Source organism: Methylophaga sp. UBA3192, assembly GCA_002363955.1.
Taxonomy (GTDB): Bacteria; Pseudomonadota; Gammaproteobacteria; order Nitrosococcales; family Methylophagaceae; genus Methylophaga.
On the sequence record DEXE01000003.1, the window covers coordinates 416,009 to 434,136 of the forward strand.

Sequence of the window (18,128 nt, forward strand, 5' to 3'; positions counted from 1 at the left end):
TTAACCTGCTTCCAGACTAGCCTGTATCAGACGCTCTACAAAAAACTCCATATTCCCTCTCGGTTGTTTGGCTACCGGCCAGTAATCGATTTTTTTTGCCAGATGCTGAAATGCGGTGGCCGATTTGCTACGTGGTAAAAATTCGACGACAGCACGCTGCTTTTTAACCGCCCGGCGAAGGTCTTCATCAAAAGGCACAATACCCATAAAATTCAAGGTCACATCCAGAAAACGATCACAGACAAGGGATATTTTATCGAATAATTCGCGACCTTCCTGAATACTGCGTCCCATATTGGCAATAATATGAAAACGTTCAACGCCATGTTCGCGACTCAGTAACTTTATCAGGGCATAAGCATCGGTGATTGACGCGGGCTCATCACAGACCACCACAATGACTTCCTGAGCGGCTTTGGTGAAACTGACTACGCTGTCTGCAATACCGGCTGCACTATCAATAAGTAGAATATCAATGTGTTCATCCAGTTCACTGAAAGCCTGGATCATGCCGGCATGTTCAGCCGGGCTGAGCTCGGCCATTTTCTTAACACCGGAAGCGGCGGGAATAATCTGTAATCCGGAAGGGCCATCCACCATAATATCTTTCAGGCTTTTATCGCCTTCCAATACATGCAGAAGATTGAATTGCGGATGTAAGCCTAGCATCACATCGATATTGGCTAAACCGAGATCGGCATCAAGCAGAACGACTTTCTTTCCCTGCGTTGCAAGGGCGACACCAATATTAACGGTCACATTGGTTTTACCGACACCACCTTTGCCACTGGCAATAGCGATTACTTTTACCGGTTTCGGCACGTGAGTCATTTTTCGTAAACCACTTGCCTGGTCTAGGGGCGCGTCAGCCATAAGCGGCAAAACCTCCATAACTGGATACGGTTTGAGGATCCAGTGCTTGTTGTTCAGATTGCATCAATTCGCTCGCTTGATTCACTAAGCTGTTAGGGCGTGCCAAACCGAGATCTTCAGGCACTTGTTGACCATCACAGACATAGGCCAGTGGCAATTGATGGCGAATAATTGCTGATACCGCACCACCCAGACTGCTGCTTTCATCGGTTTTCGTCAGGATGCAGCCGCTTAAGTTAAGGTGCGAAAACGCCTTAATGATATCACTCAGGGCATGACTTTGGGTGGTTGCCGAAATCGTCAGGAAATGTCGTATGCGAGGCGAATGTTGCATTAACATGGCAATTTTTTGGGTTAATTGCATATCACGTGGATTCATACCTGCAGTATCGATCAGGATAAACCGGCGATCAAGCATATCGTTCAATGCTTCACCGAGCTCCTGATGGTTGCGTGCTACTCTTAAGGATACCCCCAGAATACGGGCATAACTTCGAAGTTGTTCCTGGCCACCGATGCGATAGCAGTCAGTGGTAATCAAACCTACCTGTCGTGCTCCGTGTTTTAAAGCGCAACGGGCGGCTAATTTTGCAACGGTGGTGGTTTTACCCACGCCAGTCGGCCCCACCAGCGCCATAATGCCGCCTTTTTCGATGATATCCTGATCAGACAATGGGATTTGTGCGGCTAATTTGCCTAAAGACTGACGCCATGCTGTTTCCAGATCATCAATTCCCTGACTTGTTGTGACCAGCTGTTTGGCCAGCTCAACCTCCGTCCCCATACGCATATGTCGCTGTAAAACCTGCATCTGCGTCGGACTCTGTCTGGCCATATCCTTCCAGGTCAAATCTGACAGCTGATTTTGTAACATATCCCGCAAACTGGCAATTTCCTTGCGCATTTGCACCAGTGTCGGTTCCTGCGACCAGATATTCTGCTGTGGTGCGACGTATGCGGGGGCCGCAGGTTGAGTCGGATCGATTTCAATTTTGGGTTCTTCTTTTACCGGACGAGTAACAGCAGCCTGGCGTCGAAATTGCGTTTCGTCATAATCGGTTGCTGCCACAATCTCCACTCCTCCATCTACTCGTGTATTAGAGAGGATAACGGCATCCGGCCCCAGTACTTCCCGTACTTCGCGGATGGCCTGACGTACATCTGCTGCCTGGAAACGTTTAATTTTCATCGCATCACCTTCTTGTTATCGACCCACATTTGCCACAATGCGTATTTGTTTATCATCTGGAATTTCGTTGTAGGAGAGCACATGCAGTCCTGGAATCGCATGACGGATAAAGCGGGAAATCCACCCCCTTAATCCTGCCTGAACCACCAATATGGCGGCTTCACCAGACATTTCCTGTCGTTGCGCCACTTCTTGCAGATTTTTGTGCATATTCTCTGCGAGTCCTGGTTCCAGACTTGCACCACCTTCTCCAGATGCCTGTAATGTTTTTAGCAATATCTGTTCCAGCTCTGGATCCAGCGTGATGATAGGCAAGTCAGGCTGGGTGCCATTTATGTGCTGCACAATGGAATGAGCCAGTGCCATCCGTGTTGCTGCGGTAATGGCTTCTGGGTCAGGGTTGCGTGCAGCTTGCTCGGCAATGGCTTCGCTAATGGTGCGAATATCACGAATTGGAATATTTTCCTGTAACAGGTTCTGCAATACTTTTTGTACGGTGCCTAATGGCACGGTGTCAGGTACCAGACCTTCTACCAGTTTCGGTGCAATTTTGGCGAGATTGTCCAGCAGATGCTGTACTTCTTCGCGACCCAGTAAATCATGTGCATGGTTTTGCAGAATTTTGCTTAAATGGGTGGCGACCACAGTATCCACATCAACTACGGTGTATCCCTGAGCCTGGGCGTGCTCACGTTGGCTGGGTTCAATCCATACGGCATCCAGACCAAATGCCGGATCGGTGGTGCGGATACCTTCTAGCTGAGCAAACACCTGTCCCGGATTGATCGCCAGCATTCGATCCGGATACACCTCCGCCTCACCGAAGGTCACACCAAAAAGCGTGACTTGATAGGCTGTTGGGGACAGATCCAGATTATCGCGTATATGTACTGGCGGAATTAAAAAACCCATTTCTTGTGAAATCTTTTTGCGGATGCCTTTAATGCGATTCATCAATTGGCCACCCTGATTTTTATCGACCAGCGGAATCAGGCGATAACCCACTTCCAGGCCAATCGGATCAACAGGGCTTAAGTCATCCCAACTCAGTTCACGTTGTTCTCGACTGGATTCCTGTTGTTGAGGTGGAGCGGCGGCAAGCGTGGCGGCTTTTTGACGCTGTGCAATTAACCAGGCGCTGCCGGCACCGGCTCCCGCCAATAATAAAAATGGCACATTTGGCATACCGGGAATTAAACCCATTCCGCCAATAATGCCGGAGGTGATGGCCAGTGTTTTGGGCTCTTTTAACAGTTGAGAGAAAATCTGCTCACCAATATCCTGGTCAGCAGTCGAGCGGGTAACTAATAACCCGGCTGCAGCAGCCAGTAATAAAGAAGGAATTTGTGCAACCAGACCATCGCCAATGGTCAGCAGAGTGTAATTATGCGCCGCTTCTGAAAAGCTCAGGCTATGTTGCAGAACACCAATGACAAAACCGCCAATGATGTTGATAAACAGGATCAGAATACCGGCAATGGCATCACCACGAACAAATTTACTGGCACCATCCATCGAACCGTAAAAATCCGATTCCTGCATGATTTCTTCACGACGCCGACGGGCTTCATCCTGATCAATCAAGCCGGCATTCAAGTCAGCATCGATCGCCATTTGTTTACCGGGCATTGAATCCAAGGTAAAACGGGCACTAACCTCAGCAATACGGGTAGCACCTTTGGTGACCACCACAAAATTGATGATAACCAGGATGGCAAACACCACCAGACCGACCGCATAGTTACCACCGATTACAAATTCACCAAACGCTTCAATAACTTCACCCGCTGCGGCCGTTCCGGTGTGACCTTCAAGAAGAACAATACGGGTAGAGGCTACGTTTAAGGCGAGTCTTAATAGCGTAGCCAATAAAAGGATGGTTGGAAAAGCAGCAAACTGCAACGGTTTACGTACATAAACACTGGCCAGCACGATGGTCAGTGATAAAGCAATATTAAAGCTGAACAACATGTCCAGCATAAACGCGGGTAGGGGAATGACCACCATGGCCAACAATGCCACCAGAAACATTGGTGTCGCGACATTACCGTTTAAAACCCCACCTAAACGGCTTGTCAGGCTTGTATTCTCCATTGACTACTCATCTCGTTTAAATTCATCAGGTATTGGCAAGTCTTCCGTATTGAGATTTGGCTTATTTCCGCCAGTATTTTTGTAACGTCTCAATTGGAAGACAAACGCCAGTATCTGGGCTACTGCAATATATAGACCAGATGGAATTTCCTGACCGATTTCGGTGCTGTAATAGACGGCACGAGTCAGTGGCGGAGCAGAGATAATGGGTACTTCATGGTGATCACCGACCATTCTGATCTGTTGCGCAATCAGATCGGTGCCTTTTGCCAGCACAACAGGTGCGCCGGATTTTGTCTGGTCATAACGTAAGGCCACTGCATAGTGGGTTGGATTGGTGATAATAACGTCGGCTTTGGGCACGTCCTGCATCATGCGTTGCTGTGACAACTGAATCTGCATTCTGCGGATCCGTCCTTTCACTTCAGGGCTGCCTTCAGTTTCTTTGTTTTCGTCTTTAACTTCCTGTTTTGTCATACGAAGTTGTTTGGTGTGATTCCATTTCTGAAAGGGAACATCAATCAACGCAATCAAAATCAGGCTGGCGCAAATGGCTAAAAATCCCCACAGCACGATATAGCCCAACTCGGTCATGGCGATTTGAACTTCCTGTCGTCCCAGTGTCAATAATCGGTCACGCAGACTCCACAAAATTAAGGTGCCAATACTGCCAACGAGTAAAAATTTACCCAGGGCTTTACCAAGTTCCACAAGTCCCTGTGGACCAAAAATACGTTTTAAGCCGCGAAGAGGACTCATCTTTTCCAGCTTGACCCCCATTGCCTGGGCAGAAAAATTCCACCCGCCAATCAATGCCGGAGCTGATAAGGCGGCTATCAATGTAATCGCAAGGAAGGTAAGGACATCCAATGCCATGATTTTCAAGGCAAAGATTAACTGTTGTGCCATCATGTGTGGATCCATGATCAGCTTGCGATTAAGTGAAAATGATTGTGTCATGACTTCGCCAAGACTACTGATCAAATTACCACCGACAAATAACATTCCCACTGCACTGGCAACCAATACCACGACAGTGCTTAACTCCTGAGAGCGGGGAACCTGACCTTTATCCCGGGCATCCTGGAGTCGTTTGCCCGTGGGGTCTTCTGTGCGTTCTTGGCCGCTATCCTGCTCAGCCATTGTTCTGTACCAGCATTCGCGTCATTTGCAGCATTTGATCAGCAAAGTTAACCAGGTGATTTCCAACTGCAGGCAAGGTGATGTAAATAATCACAAACCCCAGGCCTATTGTCAGTGGAAAACCAATCGAAAAGGGACTGATTTGCGGGGCGGCACGTGACAAAATACCGAACGCCAGATTCACCATCATTAAAGAGCCAATTGCAGGTAAGGCAATAATAACACCTGCGGCATACATCCAGCTGGCCAGACTGGCGATATCACGAAAGCTTTCAGCTGCAATACCGCCATTGCCAATCGGCAGGGTAATAAAACTTTCTGCCATTACCTGTATTAATACTAAATGCCCATTGATGCTGAGAAACATCAGGGTGATAAAGATCATATAAAACTGACTGATGACCGGGACAGTTGTGCCGTTTTGCGGATCGACCATAGACGCGAAACCGAGGCCCATCTGCATGGCAATAACCTGACCGGCGACAATGAATGCATTGATCAGCAGTTGCAACATAAAGCCCATACAAATGCCAATCATGATCTGTTCTGCGATCAGCAAAATACCTTCTGCGCTCAGAGGTGAAACGACAGGGATAGGTGTATTGATGGTGGGAACCACCACTAAAGTGATGGCCAGCGCAATTATCAGGCGGGTTCGGACGTTAATAAAATTACTGCTGAATATGGGGGCTACCATGACCATACCGCCTATGCGAAATAGCGGCAGTATGTAAGCACCGAGCATCGCACTGATTTCTGCGATTGACAGGTTCATGGCTAACCGATCAGGTAGGGAATGTTTTCAAACAGTCGAACCGTATAATTGGTGACCAAACTTAGCATCCACGGCCCGGCCACCATTAACACCAGAATCGTCACCAGTAATTTGGGGATGAAACTCAGTGTCTGTTCGTTAATAGATGTCGCTGCCTGAAACATGCTGACCAATAAACCGGCGATTAATGCCGGGATCAGGATAACAACGATCAGCAGCGTAATCACTTCGAGCGTTTGTTGCATGACAGTTAATACGGTTTCAGGTGTCATGGCTAAATATAAAAGCTGGAGGCCAGCGTTCCCATCAGCAGTGCCCAGCCATCAATTAACACGAATAACATCAGTTTGAAGGGCAGGGATATCAGCATGGGTGACAACATCATCATCCCCATCGCCATCAACACTGAGGCAACCACCAAGTCAATGATTAAAAAGGGTACGAAAATCAGAAAACCAATCTGAAAAGCGGTTTTTAATTCGCTGGTGACAAATGCGGGTAACAACAGCGTGAACGGAACTTCATCTGCACTTTCAATCGCGGCATAACCCCCAATTTCGGCGAATAGTTCGATATCACTCTCGCGTGTTTGTGCCAGCATAAATTCACGAAATGGCTGGCTGACCTGTTCAATAGCAGCGGTAGCTTCAATATCGCCGTCAAGATAGGGTTTAACACCATTTTCATAGGCATTGCTGAAGACCGGAGACATAATAAAAAAGGTCAGAAACAATGCCAGACCAATCATGATCTGGTTGGAGGGCGTGGATTGCACCCCCATTGCCTGACGCAGGATTGCCAGCACAATAATGATCCGGGTAAACGAGGTCATCATTAACAATGCTGCCGGCAACAGGGTCAGTACGGTCATTAACGCCAGAATTTGCAGAGTTAATGAATAACTTTGCGATCCGTCTTCGCCAGTGGATAAGGTCAGAGCCGGAATACCGGGTTCGGCCAATGCCATTCCGGGTAAAAAGAGACATAAAAACAATAATCCGAGACGTATCATTGATTGCCTCGTTGCTGCATCATTTGTTTCAGACGTTCTGCAAATGTATCACCACTTTTAACAGGCGTTTCCCGAACGGAAAGTGGCTCGGACAAGGTATGCAGAGTATTGATTTGTTGTGGTGTGACGCCGAGCAAAATCTGTTGTTCACCCACTTGTATCAAAACCGCTTTTTCACGGGTGCCGAGCGAAATAGCACCCAGCACTTTTAGTTGGCCGTGGTGTGCAGCGTGAAAAAATTGACTGCGTTTAAGCATCCAGCCTAAAAACACAATTATCGCCAGTACCACAATCAAGCCAAAAATCGTCTGTAACAGCGTACTGGCATTGACCGGTGTGGAACTCATGGTTTCCGCGTTGACCAATAGTGGGAACAACGCAACAGAGTTCAACGAAATGACTTGCCAATATCTCATCGCAGTTTTTTAATCCGCTCTGCGGCGCTGATAACATCGGTCAGACGTATACCGAATTTGTCGTTAACCACGACTACCTCACCATGGGCAATCAAGGTATCGTTTACCAATACGTCCATCGGTTCACCCGCCAGCCGATCCAGCTCAACTACCGAACCCTGACTTAATTGCAGCAAGTTGCGGATACTGATGCGGGTACGGCCAATTTCCATTGAAATGGTGACCGGAATATCCAGCACCATATCCAGATTTACATCCGTTCGTGGTTTACCTTCATCATCCAGTTTGTCCATAGGAGCCGGACTGGCTTGTGCGGTAGAAGATTCCGCTTCAGCCTGTTCTTCCAGTGCGGCCGCCCAGGGATCTTCCGCAGTATCGTCATCGACTTGCTCTTCCAGTGCGGCGGCCCATTCGTCGGCCAGATCCTGATCGGATTGTTTTGTATCTTCACTCATGATTTTTTAGCCTTTGTCAGCTGATAACTTGGTGTAGTATCTTTCGGATGTTCAATAATTGAGGTGATTTTTAACGCTGCTTTGTCGTTGTGTTCACCATAGGTGGCACGAAATACCGGTATATTTTCCACCATCGTGGTGACCGTTGTGGGCATGGTGATAGGAATAATATCACCCACCTTCAATTTACGGACTTCTTCCAAAGTGAGCTTGGTTTGTGCCAGTGTTGCCGATAGATTGACATCTGCCAGCATCAGTTCTTCACGCATTGATTTGGCCCAGCGCCCATCATCGGTTGAGCGATCACTTTGCAGACCGGTGTCGAGTAACTCACGAATCGGCTCCAGCATGGAATAGGGTAGCGTGATATGCAAATCCCCGCCGCCGCCATCCAGCTCAATATGAAAGGTGGAAATAACCACTACTTCGCTGGGGCTGACAATATTGGCAAACTGGGGATTAACCTCATGATTCACAAATTCGAATTTTACCGGCATCACCGGAGACCAGGCTTCAGTGAGATCGTTAAAGCATAAATTCAGCACCATGCGAATAACACGCAGTTCGGTTGCGGTGAACTCCCGGCCTTCAATACGTGCCTGAAAGCGGCCCTCGCCTCCAAAATAATTGTCTAATATAGTGAATACCAGTTTTGGTTCAAACACGATGAGTCCGGTACCACGTAACGGATGTAACTGAATCAGATTGAGACTGGTAGGTACAAACAGGGTATGCACATATTCGGAAAACTTCATCACCTGCACGCCACCTACGGAAATCTCAGCAGAACGGCGCAACATGTTGAATAAATTAATGCGAAGATAACGGGCAAATCGCTCATTGATCATTTCCAGCGTTGGCATGCGTCCACGGATAATGCGTTCTTCATTTCCGAAGTCATAACGCCGTGGTTTGCCATGTTCATCTAATTCTGGCTTATCTTGCTTGATCTCGTCGCCGCCAAGACCATTCAGCAGTGCATCGACTTCATCCTGCGACAATATATCGTGAACGGCCATAACTATTGCATTACCAAACTGGTGAAATAAACGGCTTCAAGGCCGGTGATGGCGTTGTCCTGCTGCTTGAGGAACGTATTGATGGTTTCCAGTGATTCCTGCTGCAAAGCCTGTGTTCCCTCAGTGGTACTGAGAACGTCATAATTTTGACTGTAAAACAACATTAATAACTCATGTACCAGAGCAGGTTCATGCAAGGCAAACAGATTAATAGATGCCTGATCGCGCGCCATTACTTTCATCTTGATTTGCAGATAGCGAACCTGATCATTACTTTGCTCTGCGAAGTTAACAATAAAAGGCGACGCCACTTCATGATAGATTGGCGTGGCTTTCGGCGCAGTCGTGGCTTCTGCCGAATCGGCTGATGCTGCATCTTTATTCAACCACCAGTAAACACCGGCACCAATCGCAGCCAGCAGTACTACAATGCCAATAATCAGAATGATTTTGGTTTTTTTACTCATACCCTGTTTCAGTTCGATATCTTTCTGTATTTCTGCCATGTTGTTTACGTCCTATCGATAAAATGTGTTAAGCAAATACCATGCCTGATCATTGCCAGAGAAAGGTGGTGAAATAAACCGCTTCAAGATTGCTGTTACCGGTTTCCTCTTCAAAAATCGCTTTGATACGTTCGTAGGCTTCTTGTTGAAGCCGGCTGCGACCTTCAATACTTTTCACGGTATTCATATTCTGCTCTGCAAATAGGATACGAAGTGAATCCTGAATCATCGGCAGATTACTATCTGCACTATTAAGAATGGCGGGGTCATTGGACTTTAATGCCACTTTGATTTGCAGGTAGCGAGCTTTTTCTTCACTTTGCCGCAAAAAGTTAATGGTGAAAGGTTCTTCAATAACGTAATACAACGGTTTCGTTGATTGGTCACCTGCCGCATAACTGGCAAAGCTGGTGAAACTGAGCAATGTGATCATCAATGCTTGCAGCAGATTCTTCATGACTTGGTATACTCCTATATACGATAGAGGCTAGTGATATCAGTGTTTGATTATGACAAGCTTGGGTAATGCGTGAAAGGGGGCAATTTGTCTAATAACAATCTACAGCGAACTGAGGCGGCCGGGACGAGTAAAAAAGATTTCTGGCTGACGTTGCCTCAATACTGTCTGCCACAACATTTATTATCACGATTGATGCACCGACTTTGTCGATGCCGGAGCACCTGGCTGAAGAATCGCATGATCTCAATCATTATTCGCCAGTACAAGGTGGATATGACAGAAGCCGTAAATCCCGATATCAATTCATATGAACACTTCAATGCTTTTTTCACGCGCAAGATTAAAGCTGAAACCAGACCCGTTGCGATTGGTAGCGATGTTATTGTTTCTCCGGTAGATGGCTGTATCAGCCAACTAGGAGCTATTGATTCAGGCAGAATAGTTCAGGCCAAAGGACATGATTATTCAGCACTGGAGTTACTCGGTGGAGATCAGGAGTTAGCCGAAAAATTTGATAATGGTAAATTCGCCACGATTTATCTGTCGCCACGTGATTATCATCGAATCCATATGCCGATTTCCGGAAAACTGACGCGGATGCGTTATGTCCCCGGTAAATTATTTTCTGTGAATCCACTGACTGTGCGTGGTGTTCCACGATTATTTGCGCGTAATGAGCGTGTGGTAAGTATTTTTCAGACAGATTTTGGGCCTGTGGCGTTGATTCTGGTGGGTGCTATTTTTGTTGGCAGTATGGAAACTTTGTGGCACGAAGGTGAGATTACACCGCCTTACACGAAGGATATTCTGGACTGGTATTATGCGAACGAGAATATTCGTCTGAATAAAGGAGAGGAGATGGGCCGTTTCAATATGGGCTCTACGGTGGTGTTATTGCTTCCAGCGGATGCACCGGCCTGGAAAGATGAATGGAAAGCTGAGATGAAGATAAAACTGGGTCAGGCTCTGACCTGAATTCTTTACAAAATTCAATGCTAAAAAAAACCGGACAATGTCCGGTTTTTTTGGCTTATCATTTAAACGTTATTACGCCATGCATGGCATGGATTGTCCTGTAAACATTTCACTTCTTCAGGGCCCCAGGTACCAGCTTTGTAAGTGTGGACAAAGTCCTGTTCTTCCGCCCATTTTTCCAGAATCGGATCAACAGCTTTCCAGGCCAGATTGACTTCATCGGCACGCAGGAACAGTGAACGGTCACCCTGGATAGCGTCCAGAATTAAGGCTTCATAAGCGTCAAGCTTGTGCTTGTTGTCGTCAGATTCCATTGTTTCCAGGCCAACGGTATGCGCCTTCATTTCCAGTCCGGGCTGTTTGGCCTGTAATTCAATACGCAAGGTGTTGTCCGGTTGCAGCCCCATGACAATCCAGTTGGCGTGACTTTCACCCACTTTGGTGTCTTTAAACAATTCCAATGGCGGTTTTTTAAAGCGGATGGCTATCATCGCTTTGGATTCAGGCATACATTTGCCGGTACGTAGATAGAAAGGCACACCATGCCAGCGCCAGTTATCAATATAGACTTTCATCGCAGCATAAGTCTCAGTCACACTGCCGGCCGGCGCATCATCTTCTTCCAGATAACCTTTCACCGGTTTACCGTTGATTTCGCCTGCTGCATATTGGCCACGGAAAGCATGCTGGTCGACGATATCTTTGGTAATTGGACGAATCGATTTCAGGACTTTTACCTTTTCATCACGTAACGATTCGTCATCCATATCGGCAGGAGGTTCCATTGCCACCAGTGCCATCACCTGTAACAAGTGACTTTGAATCATGTCACGCAATGCACCGGATCCATCATAGTAACCGGCACGTCCACCGACACCTTGCTGTTCGGCATGCGTGATTTGTACGTGATCGATATATTTATGATTCCATAAAGGCTCTAGCAACAGATTGGCAAAGCGGAATACAAAGATATTCTGAACCGTGCCTTTACCCAGATAGTGATCAATCCGGTAAGTCTGCTCTTCAGTGAAGTTTTTGCGCAGGATGCGTTCCAGTTCGGCCGCACTTTTCTGATCGTAACCAAACGGTTTTTCAACGACTAAATGACGCCAGCCATCAGTTTCCTGATTTAAACCAACGGCAGAGAGCTGATCGCCAACCACGCTGAATAAAGAGGGACTGATGGACAGGTAAAAAACGATATTTTGAGAGAAACCATTTTCCGGCGTAGTAATCAGCTTTTTCAGTTCGTGATAGCTGAAAGCTTCATTGATATCACATTTGAAATAGTGCACTTTCTTCAGGAAGTTTTGCAGTAAGTCGTCATTGATACCGCCGCGAACTCGCGGACTAACGTATTCTGTGACCAGGTCTTGCCACTCCTGTTGAGTGCTTTCTTTACGACCCATACAAATGATACGGGTATCATCCGTCAAACGATTTTCAGCTTGTAAATGATACAAAGCCGGAAGCAGTTTTTTCTGGGATAGATCGCCGGTGGCGCCGAAAATAACAATAGTACAAGGTTGCATGGTTTCTCCCGTTACAAGGCTGTGACTGTGCCTTTGAGCGTATATAATTGGGTAATTGTACAATTTTGGGAGCGCAACGTGCGAAAAATTCTGTTTGCCAGCAGTGAAGTCTATCCGCTGATGAAAACCGGTGGGCTAGCAGATGTGTCAGCCAGTCTGCCATTTGCCCTGTCACAAATGCAGCAGGATATTCGTATTATCATGCCGGCATATCGCGCTACGCTGAATCAGTTAGGGGAATGTCCGCTGGTCGCTACCCTGAAACTGGACGGTTATCACCAACCGATAAATATTCGACAAACACAACTACCCGACAGTGACGTAACCGTATTACTGGTGGATTCAGCCGAACATTTTGACCGCGATGGTGGACCTTATTGTGATGCAAATGGGGTGGACTGGGCTGATAATGCGGCGCGGTTTGCTTTATTTTGCCGTGCTGCTGCGGCAGTTGCTGCAAATCAGGCAGGATTGGACTGGCAGCCGGAAATAGTGCATTGCAATGACTGGCAAACAGGTCTGATCCCAGCGTTACTCAGTCTGCAGAGTCGTCGTCCTGCCAGCGTATTTACCATTCATAATATGGCCTACCAGGGCCTGTTTTCCCGCCAGGTCTTTGAGATGCTCGATTTACCGGAGCGTTTATGGCAGGTAGAGGGTATTGAGTTTTACGGCATGATGTCGTTTATGAAAGGTGGTTTGATCTATGCCGACCACATTACGAGTGTCAGTCCGACTTATGCTCAGGAAATCTGCCATTATGAATATGGTTACGGGCTGGAGGGGTTATTGACATTACGCGCAGATCAGTCACGGCTCAGTGGTATCGTGAATGGCATAGATACTAATGAGTGGAATCCCCAAACAGATAAGTTCATTAATCATCAATACAGTGTTAAGAACCTGAAGCCGAAGACACTCAATAAAAAAGCATTGCAGCAACATTTCTTTCTTCCCGAATCAGCTGACACCTTAATGTTTGGCATGATCAGCCGTTTGGTGTCACAAAAAGGGGTGGATCTGACTATTGATGCTGTTAATCGTTTATTAAATGAAGGTAAAGACATTCAATTGGTTTGTCTTGGCAGCGGTGAAGCAGGATTAGAGCAGGATCTGCGGGTTTTGCGGGCCAGATTCCCAGACAAAGTGGGCATACAATTTGGTTATGATGAAGTATTGGCACACAAAATCGAAGCGGGTGCAGATGCCTTTCTGATGCCATCCCGATTTGAACCTTGCGGGTTAAACCAAATGTATAGCCTGCGTTACGGCACCTTGCCCGTTGTCAGGAATACAGGTGGTCTGGCCGATACGGTGGTGGACGCCACCGAAGAAAATCGTAAGCAAATGCTGGCAACCGGTTTTAAGTTTAGCGAGCCCACAGTGGAGGACTTTTACGATACCCTGTTAAAAGTAAATGAATTATTTTCACATCCCCGTCTATGGCGACGGATGATGCTGACTGCAATGGTGCAGGATTTTAGCTGGATCAACAGCGCGCAAGCGTATCTGCATCTCTATCAGCAATTAGTGGATAACTCATGACAACAAAACAAGTTGACTTGACCAATGTAGTGGAACTGGAACTGCTCACCGATAAAGATCTGCGGGCGCATGTTCGTTTTCTGGTGAATTTATTGGGCGAAGTTATTGCGGAACAATCTGGCCAAGAGGTATATCAGGCGGTTGAACAACTGCGCAAGGGGTTTATCCGTCTGCGAAAGGAAGAAGATCCCGAACTGCGCCAGAGCCTCAAAGATAAAATTGAATCGCTGGATGAACTGACCTTACGGGAAGTGATTCGTGCTTTTAATTTATATTTCAGTCTGGTTAACACGGCTGAAGAGGCTTATCACCATCATAACCGTCAAATCCAGCTGCGTAATGGCGGCAATCTCTGGCATGGTTCGTTTCTGGATACGCTGACTCAGTTTAAAAATGAAGGTGTCTCGGTAGACCAGCTACAGGCTTTGCTGGAAAAACTGGTTTTTATGCCTGTGTTCACTGCCCACCCGACAGAATCCAAACGCCGTACCGTAATGGAAATGTTGCGCCGGGTGTTCTTGCTGGATGAGAAACTTACCGCAGGATTATTAACTCCCTTTGATCAGCAGCAGATTCGTACTGACTTGAAACGTCAGATACAGCTGCTCTGGTCAACCGATGAGGTGAGGGCGGTTAAGCCATCGGTGCGCGATGAAATCAAAAACGGTCTGTATTATTTTAATGTGAGTCTGTTTGATGCAGTGCCAAGAAGTTACCGTAATCTGGAAAATGCGTTGCGCCGCGTGTATGGCGATGAGCTGGATCCCGAAACCCCAATCGTCGTGCCGGATTATTTGCGTTTTGGTTCATGGATTGGTGGCGACCGTGATGGCAATCCCTACGTGACCGCTGAAACAACTGAAATGGCGATTGCTTTGCAGAAACGCACTGTTATCCGCCGCTATCTGGAGGATGTGACCAAGCTCAGTTTTATTCTGACTCAATCGCAACCACTCTGCCACATCAGTAAAGAGCTCTCTGCGGATATTGAACAGAGTGAACAGCGGTTTGCTGGTGCTTTTGTGACCAACCCACAACGCTTTGTGAATGAACCTTATCGTCGCAAACTTTATATGATGCGTTATCGGCTTAAGGATAATCTTGCCGTGCTGGAAGAGTTTTTCCGCCCGGATCTGCAAATTGAAAGTCTGGGTGTAGCTTACCACAATGAAGATGAATTTCTTGCTGATCTGCACCTGATACATAAATCACTGGTCGACAATGGTGATATAGCGATTGCAGCTGCTGAGCTTACTGATCTGATACGACTGGTCAAAACCTTCGGATTTTATCTTTATAATCTGGATATACGTCAGGAATCCTCCAAGCACACCGACGCGGTCGCCGAAATACTTGCTCTCACCGGACTTAATCGTCATTACCTGCAAATGAATGAAGCCGAGCGGCAGGCCTTGTTAAGTGATTTACTGGCGGCGCCAAGATTGCCAGAGATTTATGGCGATTTGCAGCCAGACTCTCTGGAAATACTCAATGTATTCAGACTGATTGCCCGACTGCGGGTAGAGGTCAGTGAAAAAGCGTTTGGCAATTATGTGATTTCGATGACGCACCAGGCCAGTCATATTCTGGAAGTGATGCTGCTGGCCAGATTTGCAGATTTGATTGGCGAAGATGAACACGGCTGGTATTGCCATATCCGGGTTTCACCATTATTCGAAACCATTGAGGATTTGGAACATATCGAGCCGGTAATGTCTGCCTTGCTGGAAAACAGCCAATATCGAACTCTGTTAAGCGCATCCGGCAATATGCAGGAAGTGATGCTGGGTTATTCAGACTCCTGCAAAGATGGCGGCATTCTGGCCTCGGCCTGGAATTTATATCAGGCTCAGAAAACCGTCAGTCGGCTATCCGAACAATATGCGATTGGCTGCCGCATGTTTCATGGCAGAGGCGGTACCATCGGTCGGGGTGGTGGCCCAACCCATGATGCGATCCTGGCCCAACCGGTAGATACTGTACACGGACAAATTAAATTCACTGAACAGGGCGAAGTATTGTCTTTCAAATATGGCAATACCGAGACAGCCGCTTATGAACTGGGTATGGGCGTGTCAGCCCTGATCAAAGCCAGCAGGGGACTGGTCACTGATTCAGCACAGGAAAAACCGGAATATTTGCATATCATGCAGCAACTGGCGCAGTTGGGCGAACAGCAGTATCGGCGACTCACTGAGCAGACTCCCGGTTTTCTGGATTATTTTTACGAAGCCTGTCCCATCAGTGAAATTGGTTTGATGAATATCGGTTCACGACCTTCACATCGCAAAGCCGGTGATCGTTCTAAATCCTCGGTCAGAGCAATTGGTTGGGTATTTGCCTGGGCGCAATCCAGACATACGTTGCCGGGCTGGTATGGCATAGGCAGTGCGATTGCTCAGTGGGTTGCTGATGATCCAGGTCGTCGCGATACGTTGCAAAAAATGTATTTTGAATGGCCGTTTTTCCGGGCGATGGTCAGCAACACCCAAATGTCACTGTCCAAGGCCGATATGGAGATCGCCGCAGAATATGCTGATTTGTGTATAGATAAACAACAGGCAGCAGAAGTCTTACAGGTGATTCGTCAGGAGTATCAGCAAACAGTCAATCAGTTATTGCAACTGACTGGAGCCGAAAAGCTGATGGCCGAAAATCCACTATTGGCATTGTCTCTGCGTCGCCGTCAGGCCTATCTGGATCCGTTAAATCATATTCAGTTGCTGTTATTAAAGCGTTACCGGTTTGGTGGTTATACCGAAACTGAAACCGCCAAATGGCGGGATCCGCTGTTACGCAGTATCAGTGCTATTTCTCAGGGTATGCGTAATACCGGTTAACTATCTTCTGATGGCTGGCGGTCTTTTTTCGGAATATAACGGGCTTTTTCATCTTTTGTTTTGGAGCGCGCCTTGTTGGCTTTGGCTTTAGGCGCTAATCCTTTTAATTTGCGAATCGGCAAACCATGTCCCAGGTGATATTCAATGCGTTCCAGATTTTTCAGATCATGCGGTTCGACCAGATTAATCGCCGTGCCGTGTTTGTCTGCACGACCGGTGCGACCAATGCGATGAATATAATTATCGCCGCGAAACGGTAAATCATAGTTAATAACGTGCGTGATATCAGCAACATCCAGTCCGCGGGCAGCGACATCGGTAGCGACCGTGACTTTGATTTGGCCAGCTCGGAATTTACGGATGCGTTCACGACGTATTGATTGATCAAAATCACCGTGCAGTAACTGAGCTGAGATATTTTGTGACTGTAACCAGTCGCAGACTTCTTCGGCGCGGATTTTTTTATTGCAGAACACTAAAGCGCGTTGACAGGCAGGTGCGTTGATAAAGGCCAGTAACAAGGCTTGTTTGTGTTCACGGTTATCCGCCAGATAAACCTGCTGCGTAACATTCTCTGCCAGTTGATTGGCCGCATTAATATGGATTTCCTGCGGATCGTTAAGCAGTTCTTCGGCAAAAATTCTGACACCACTGCCTGCTAAGGTCGCTGAGAAAAGTCCGGCCTGAAATTTGGATTTAATGGTGGCCAGCGCCATCAATACATCGGGCCCCTGACCCATATCCAGCATGCGATCGGCTTCGTCAATAATGACCAGTTCAACGGCCGATAAATCAACCGACTCATCTTCAACCAGACCTAAAAGTCGGCCCGGTGTAGCAATAATAATGTCGCATTGGGCTTGAGCATGTTGTACCTGGGCCCAGGGCGATGCACCGCCGGTCAACATGGCGATTGTTGGTTTGAACGCTTTACCTAATTGATGAAACACATGCTGGATCTGAAATGCCAGTTCTCGGGTGGGGGCCATAATCAGAATACGCGCCTGATCATGTTTATGCCGTTCATCATTGAGGCGTTGCAGGATAGGCAGAATAAATGCAGCGGTTTTTCCGGTACCGGTAGCGGCGCAGGCCAGTACATCCTGACCGGCTAATAATGCCGGAATGGCCAGTTGCTGGACTTCAGTCGGTTTTTCAAAACCGCTGTCGCGAACGGCAGCAATCAATTCATCATCAAGGAACAGATCGTCAAATGTCATGGTGTTTATCTTATCAGTCGAAAGCGCCTGAAGGATCACAACAGGCATAGAAGTGGCGGGCAATATACCACAAT

The 18,128-nt window shown here is 47.2% G+C and carries 17 protein-coding genes; 3 read left to right on the plus strand and 14 right to left on the minus strand.

Going from position 1 to position 18,128, the window contains the following annotated elements; translation table 11 throughout:
• From B2337_RS03620 to B2337_RS03675, 12 genes are all read right to left on the minus strand, one after another.
• Entirely contained in the window at positions 1 to 873 is an 873-nt protein-coding gene (locus tag B2337_RS03620; protein WP_292362321.1) for a MinD/ParA family protein, read from the minus strand.
• Positions 866 to 2,062, minus strand: a complete 1,197-nt coding sequence (gene flhF / locus B2337_RS03625) for a flagellar biosynthesis protein FlhF (RefSeq protein WP_292362322.1) — start codon at positions 2,060 to 2,062, stop codon at positions 866 to 868. Before flhF ends, B2337_RS03620 begins: the two co-directional genes overlap by 8 nt.
• 15 nt (positions 2,063 to 2,077) lie before the next feature.
• Positions 2,078 to 4,156 carry a flagellar biosynthesis protein FlhA gene (gene flhA / locus B2337_RS03630; RefSeq protein ID WP_292362323.1) on the minus strand — a complete coding sequence of 693 codons (2,079 nt, stop codon included), beginning with the start codon at positions 4,154 to 4,156 and terminating at the stop codon, positions 2,078 to 2,080.
• 3 nt (positions 4,157 to 4,159) lie between these two features.
• A complete protein-coding gene (gene flhB / locus B2337_RS03635; RefSeq protein WP_292362324.1) occupies positions 4,160 to 5,299 on the minus strand; it encodes a flagellar biosynthesis protein FlhB in 1,140 nt (379 codons plus the stop codon).
• Positions 5,292 to 6,074, minus strand: a complete 783-nt coding sequence (gene fliR, locus B2337_RS03640; protein ID WP_292362325.1) for a flagellar biosynthetic protein FliR — start codon at positions 6,072 to 6,074, stop codon at positions 5,292 to 5,294. Before fliR ends, flhB begins: the two co-directional genes overlap by 8 nt.
• A gap of 2 nt (positions 6,075 to 6,076) precedes the next feature.
• Positions 6,077 to 6,346: a flagellar biosynthesis protein FliQ gene (gene fliQ / locus B2337_RS03645; protein WP_292362326.1), complete on the minus strand. Its 270-nt coding sequence runs from the start codon at positions 6,344 to 6,346 to the stop codon at positions 6,077 to 6,079.
• 2 nt (positions 6,347 to 6,348) lie between these two features.
• Positions 6,349 to 7,086: a flagellar type III secretion system pore protein FliP gene (gene fliP, locus B2337_RS03650; protein ID WP_292362327.1), complete on the minus strand. Its 738-nt coding sequence runs from the start codon at positions 7,084 to 7,086 to the stop codon at positions 6,349 to 6,351.
• A complete protein-coding gene (gene fliO, locus B2337_RS03655) occupies positions 7,083 to 7,433 on the minus strand; it encodes a flagellar biosynthetic protein FliO (protein WP_292414015.1) in 351 nt (116 codons plus the stop codon). Before fliO ends, fliP begins: the two co-directional genes overlap by 4 nt.
• 65 nt (positions 7,434 to 7,498) lie before the next feature.
• On the minus strand, positions 7,499 to 7,957 hold the full coding sequence (gene fliN, locus B2337_RS03660; protein WP_292362329.1) for a flagellar motor switch protein FliN: 459 nt from the start codon (positions 7,955 to 7,957) through the stop codon (positions 7,499 to 7,501).
• The gene (gene fliM / locus B2337_RS03665) at positions 7,954 to 8,976 is read right to left on the minus strand and encodes a flagellar motor switch protein FliM (RefSeq protein WP_292362330.1); all 1,023 of its coding nucleotides are present in this window, start codon (positions 8,974 to 8,976) and stop codon (positions 7,954 to 7,956) included. Before fliM ends, fliN begins: the two co-directional genes overlap by 4 nt.
• Positions 8,977 to 8,978: 2 nt before the next feature.
• Positions 8,979 to 9,482, minus strand: a complete 504-nt coding sequence (locus tag B2337_RS03670) for a flagellar basal body-associated FliL family protein (RefSeq protein WP_292362331.1) — start codon at positions 9,480 to 9,482, stop codon at positions 8,979 to 8,981.
• 49 nt (positions 9,483 to 9,531) lie between these two features.
• Positions 9,532 to 9,939, minus strand: coding sequence for a flagellar basal body-associated FliL family protein (locus B2337_RS03675; protein WP_292362332.1), 408 nt, complete (start codon positions 9,937 to 9,939; stop codon positions 9,532 to 9,534).
• A 240-nt stretch (positions 9,940 to 10,179) separates the two neighbouring features.
• Between B2337_RS03675 and asd the strand changes: the two genes are divergently transcribed.
• A complete protein-coding gene (gene asd, locus B2337_RS03680) occupies positions 10,180 to 10,917 on the plus strand; it encodes an archaetidylserine decarboxylase (RefSeq protein WP_292414016.1) in 738 nt (245 codons plus the stop codon).
• Between the two features lie 62 nt (positions 10,918 to 10,979).
• Here the strand turns inward: asd and zwf are convergent, their stop codons facing one another.
• Entirely contained in the window at positions 10,980 to 12,449 is a 1,470-nt protein-coding gene (gene zwf, locus B2337_RS03685; RefSeq protein WP_292362334.1) for a glucose-6-phosphate dehydrogenase, read from the minus strand.
• Positions 12,450 to 12,527: 78 nt separating this feature from the next.
• On the opposite strand from zwf, the gene glgA reads away from it, so the two are divergent.
• The gene (gene glgA / locus B2337_RS03690) at positions 12,528 to 13,994 is read left to right on the plus strand and encodes a glycogen synthase GlgA (RefSeq protein ID WP_292414017.1); all 1,467 of its coding nucleotides are present in this window, start codon (positions 12,528 to 12,530) and stop codon (positions 13,992 to 13,994) included.
• Positions 13,991 to 16,834 carry a phosphoenolpyruvate carboxylase gene (gene ppc, locus B2337_RS03695; RefSeq protein WP_292414018.1) on the plus strand — a complete coding sequence of 948 codons (2,844 nt, stop codon included), beginning with the start codon at positions 13,991 to 13,993 and terminating at the stop codon, positions 16,832 to 16,834. Before glgA ends, ppc begins: the two co-directional genes overlap by 4 nt.
• Here ppc and B2337_RS03700 read toward each other — a convergent pair.
• Complete coding sequence (locus B2337_RS03700; RefSeq protein WP_292414019.1) at positions 16,831 to 18,054, minus strand: DEAD/DEAH box helicase; 1,224 nt, start codon at positions 18,052 to 18,054, stop codon at positions 16,831 to 16,833. The two genes, ppc and B2337_RS03700, sit on opposite strands and share 4 nt — an antisense overlap.
• Between the last annotated feature and the right edge of the window lie 74 nt (positions 18,055 to 18,128).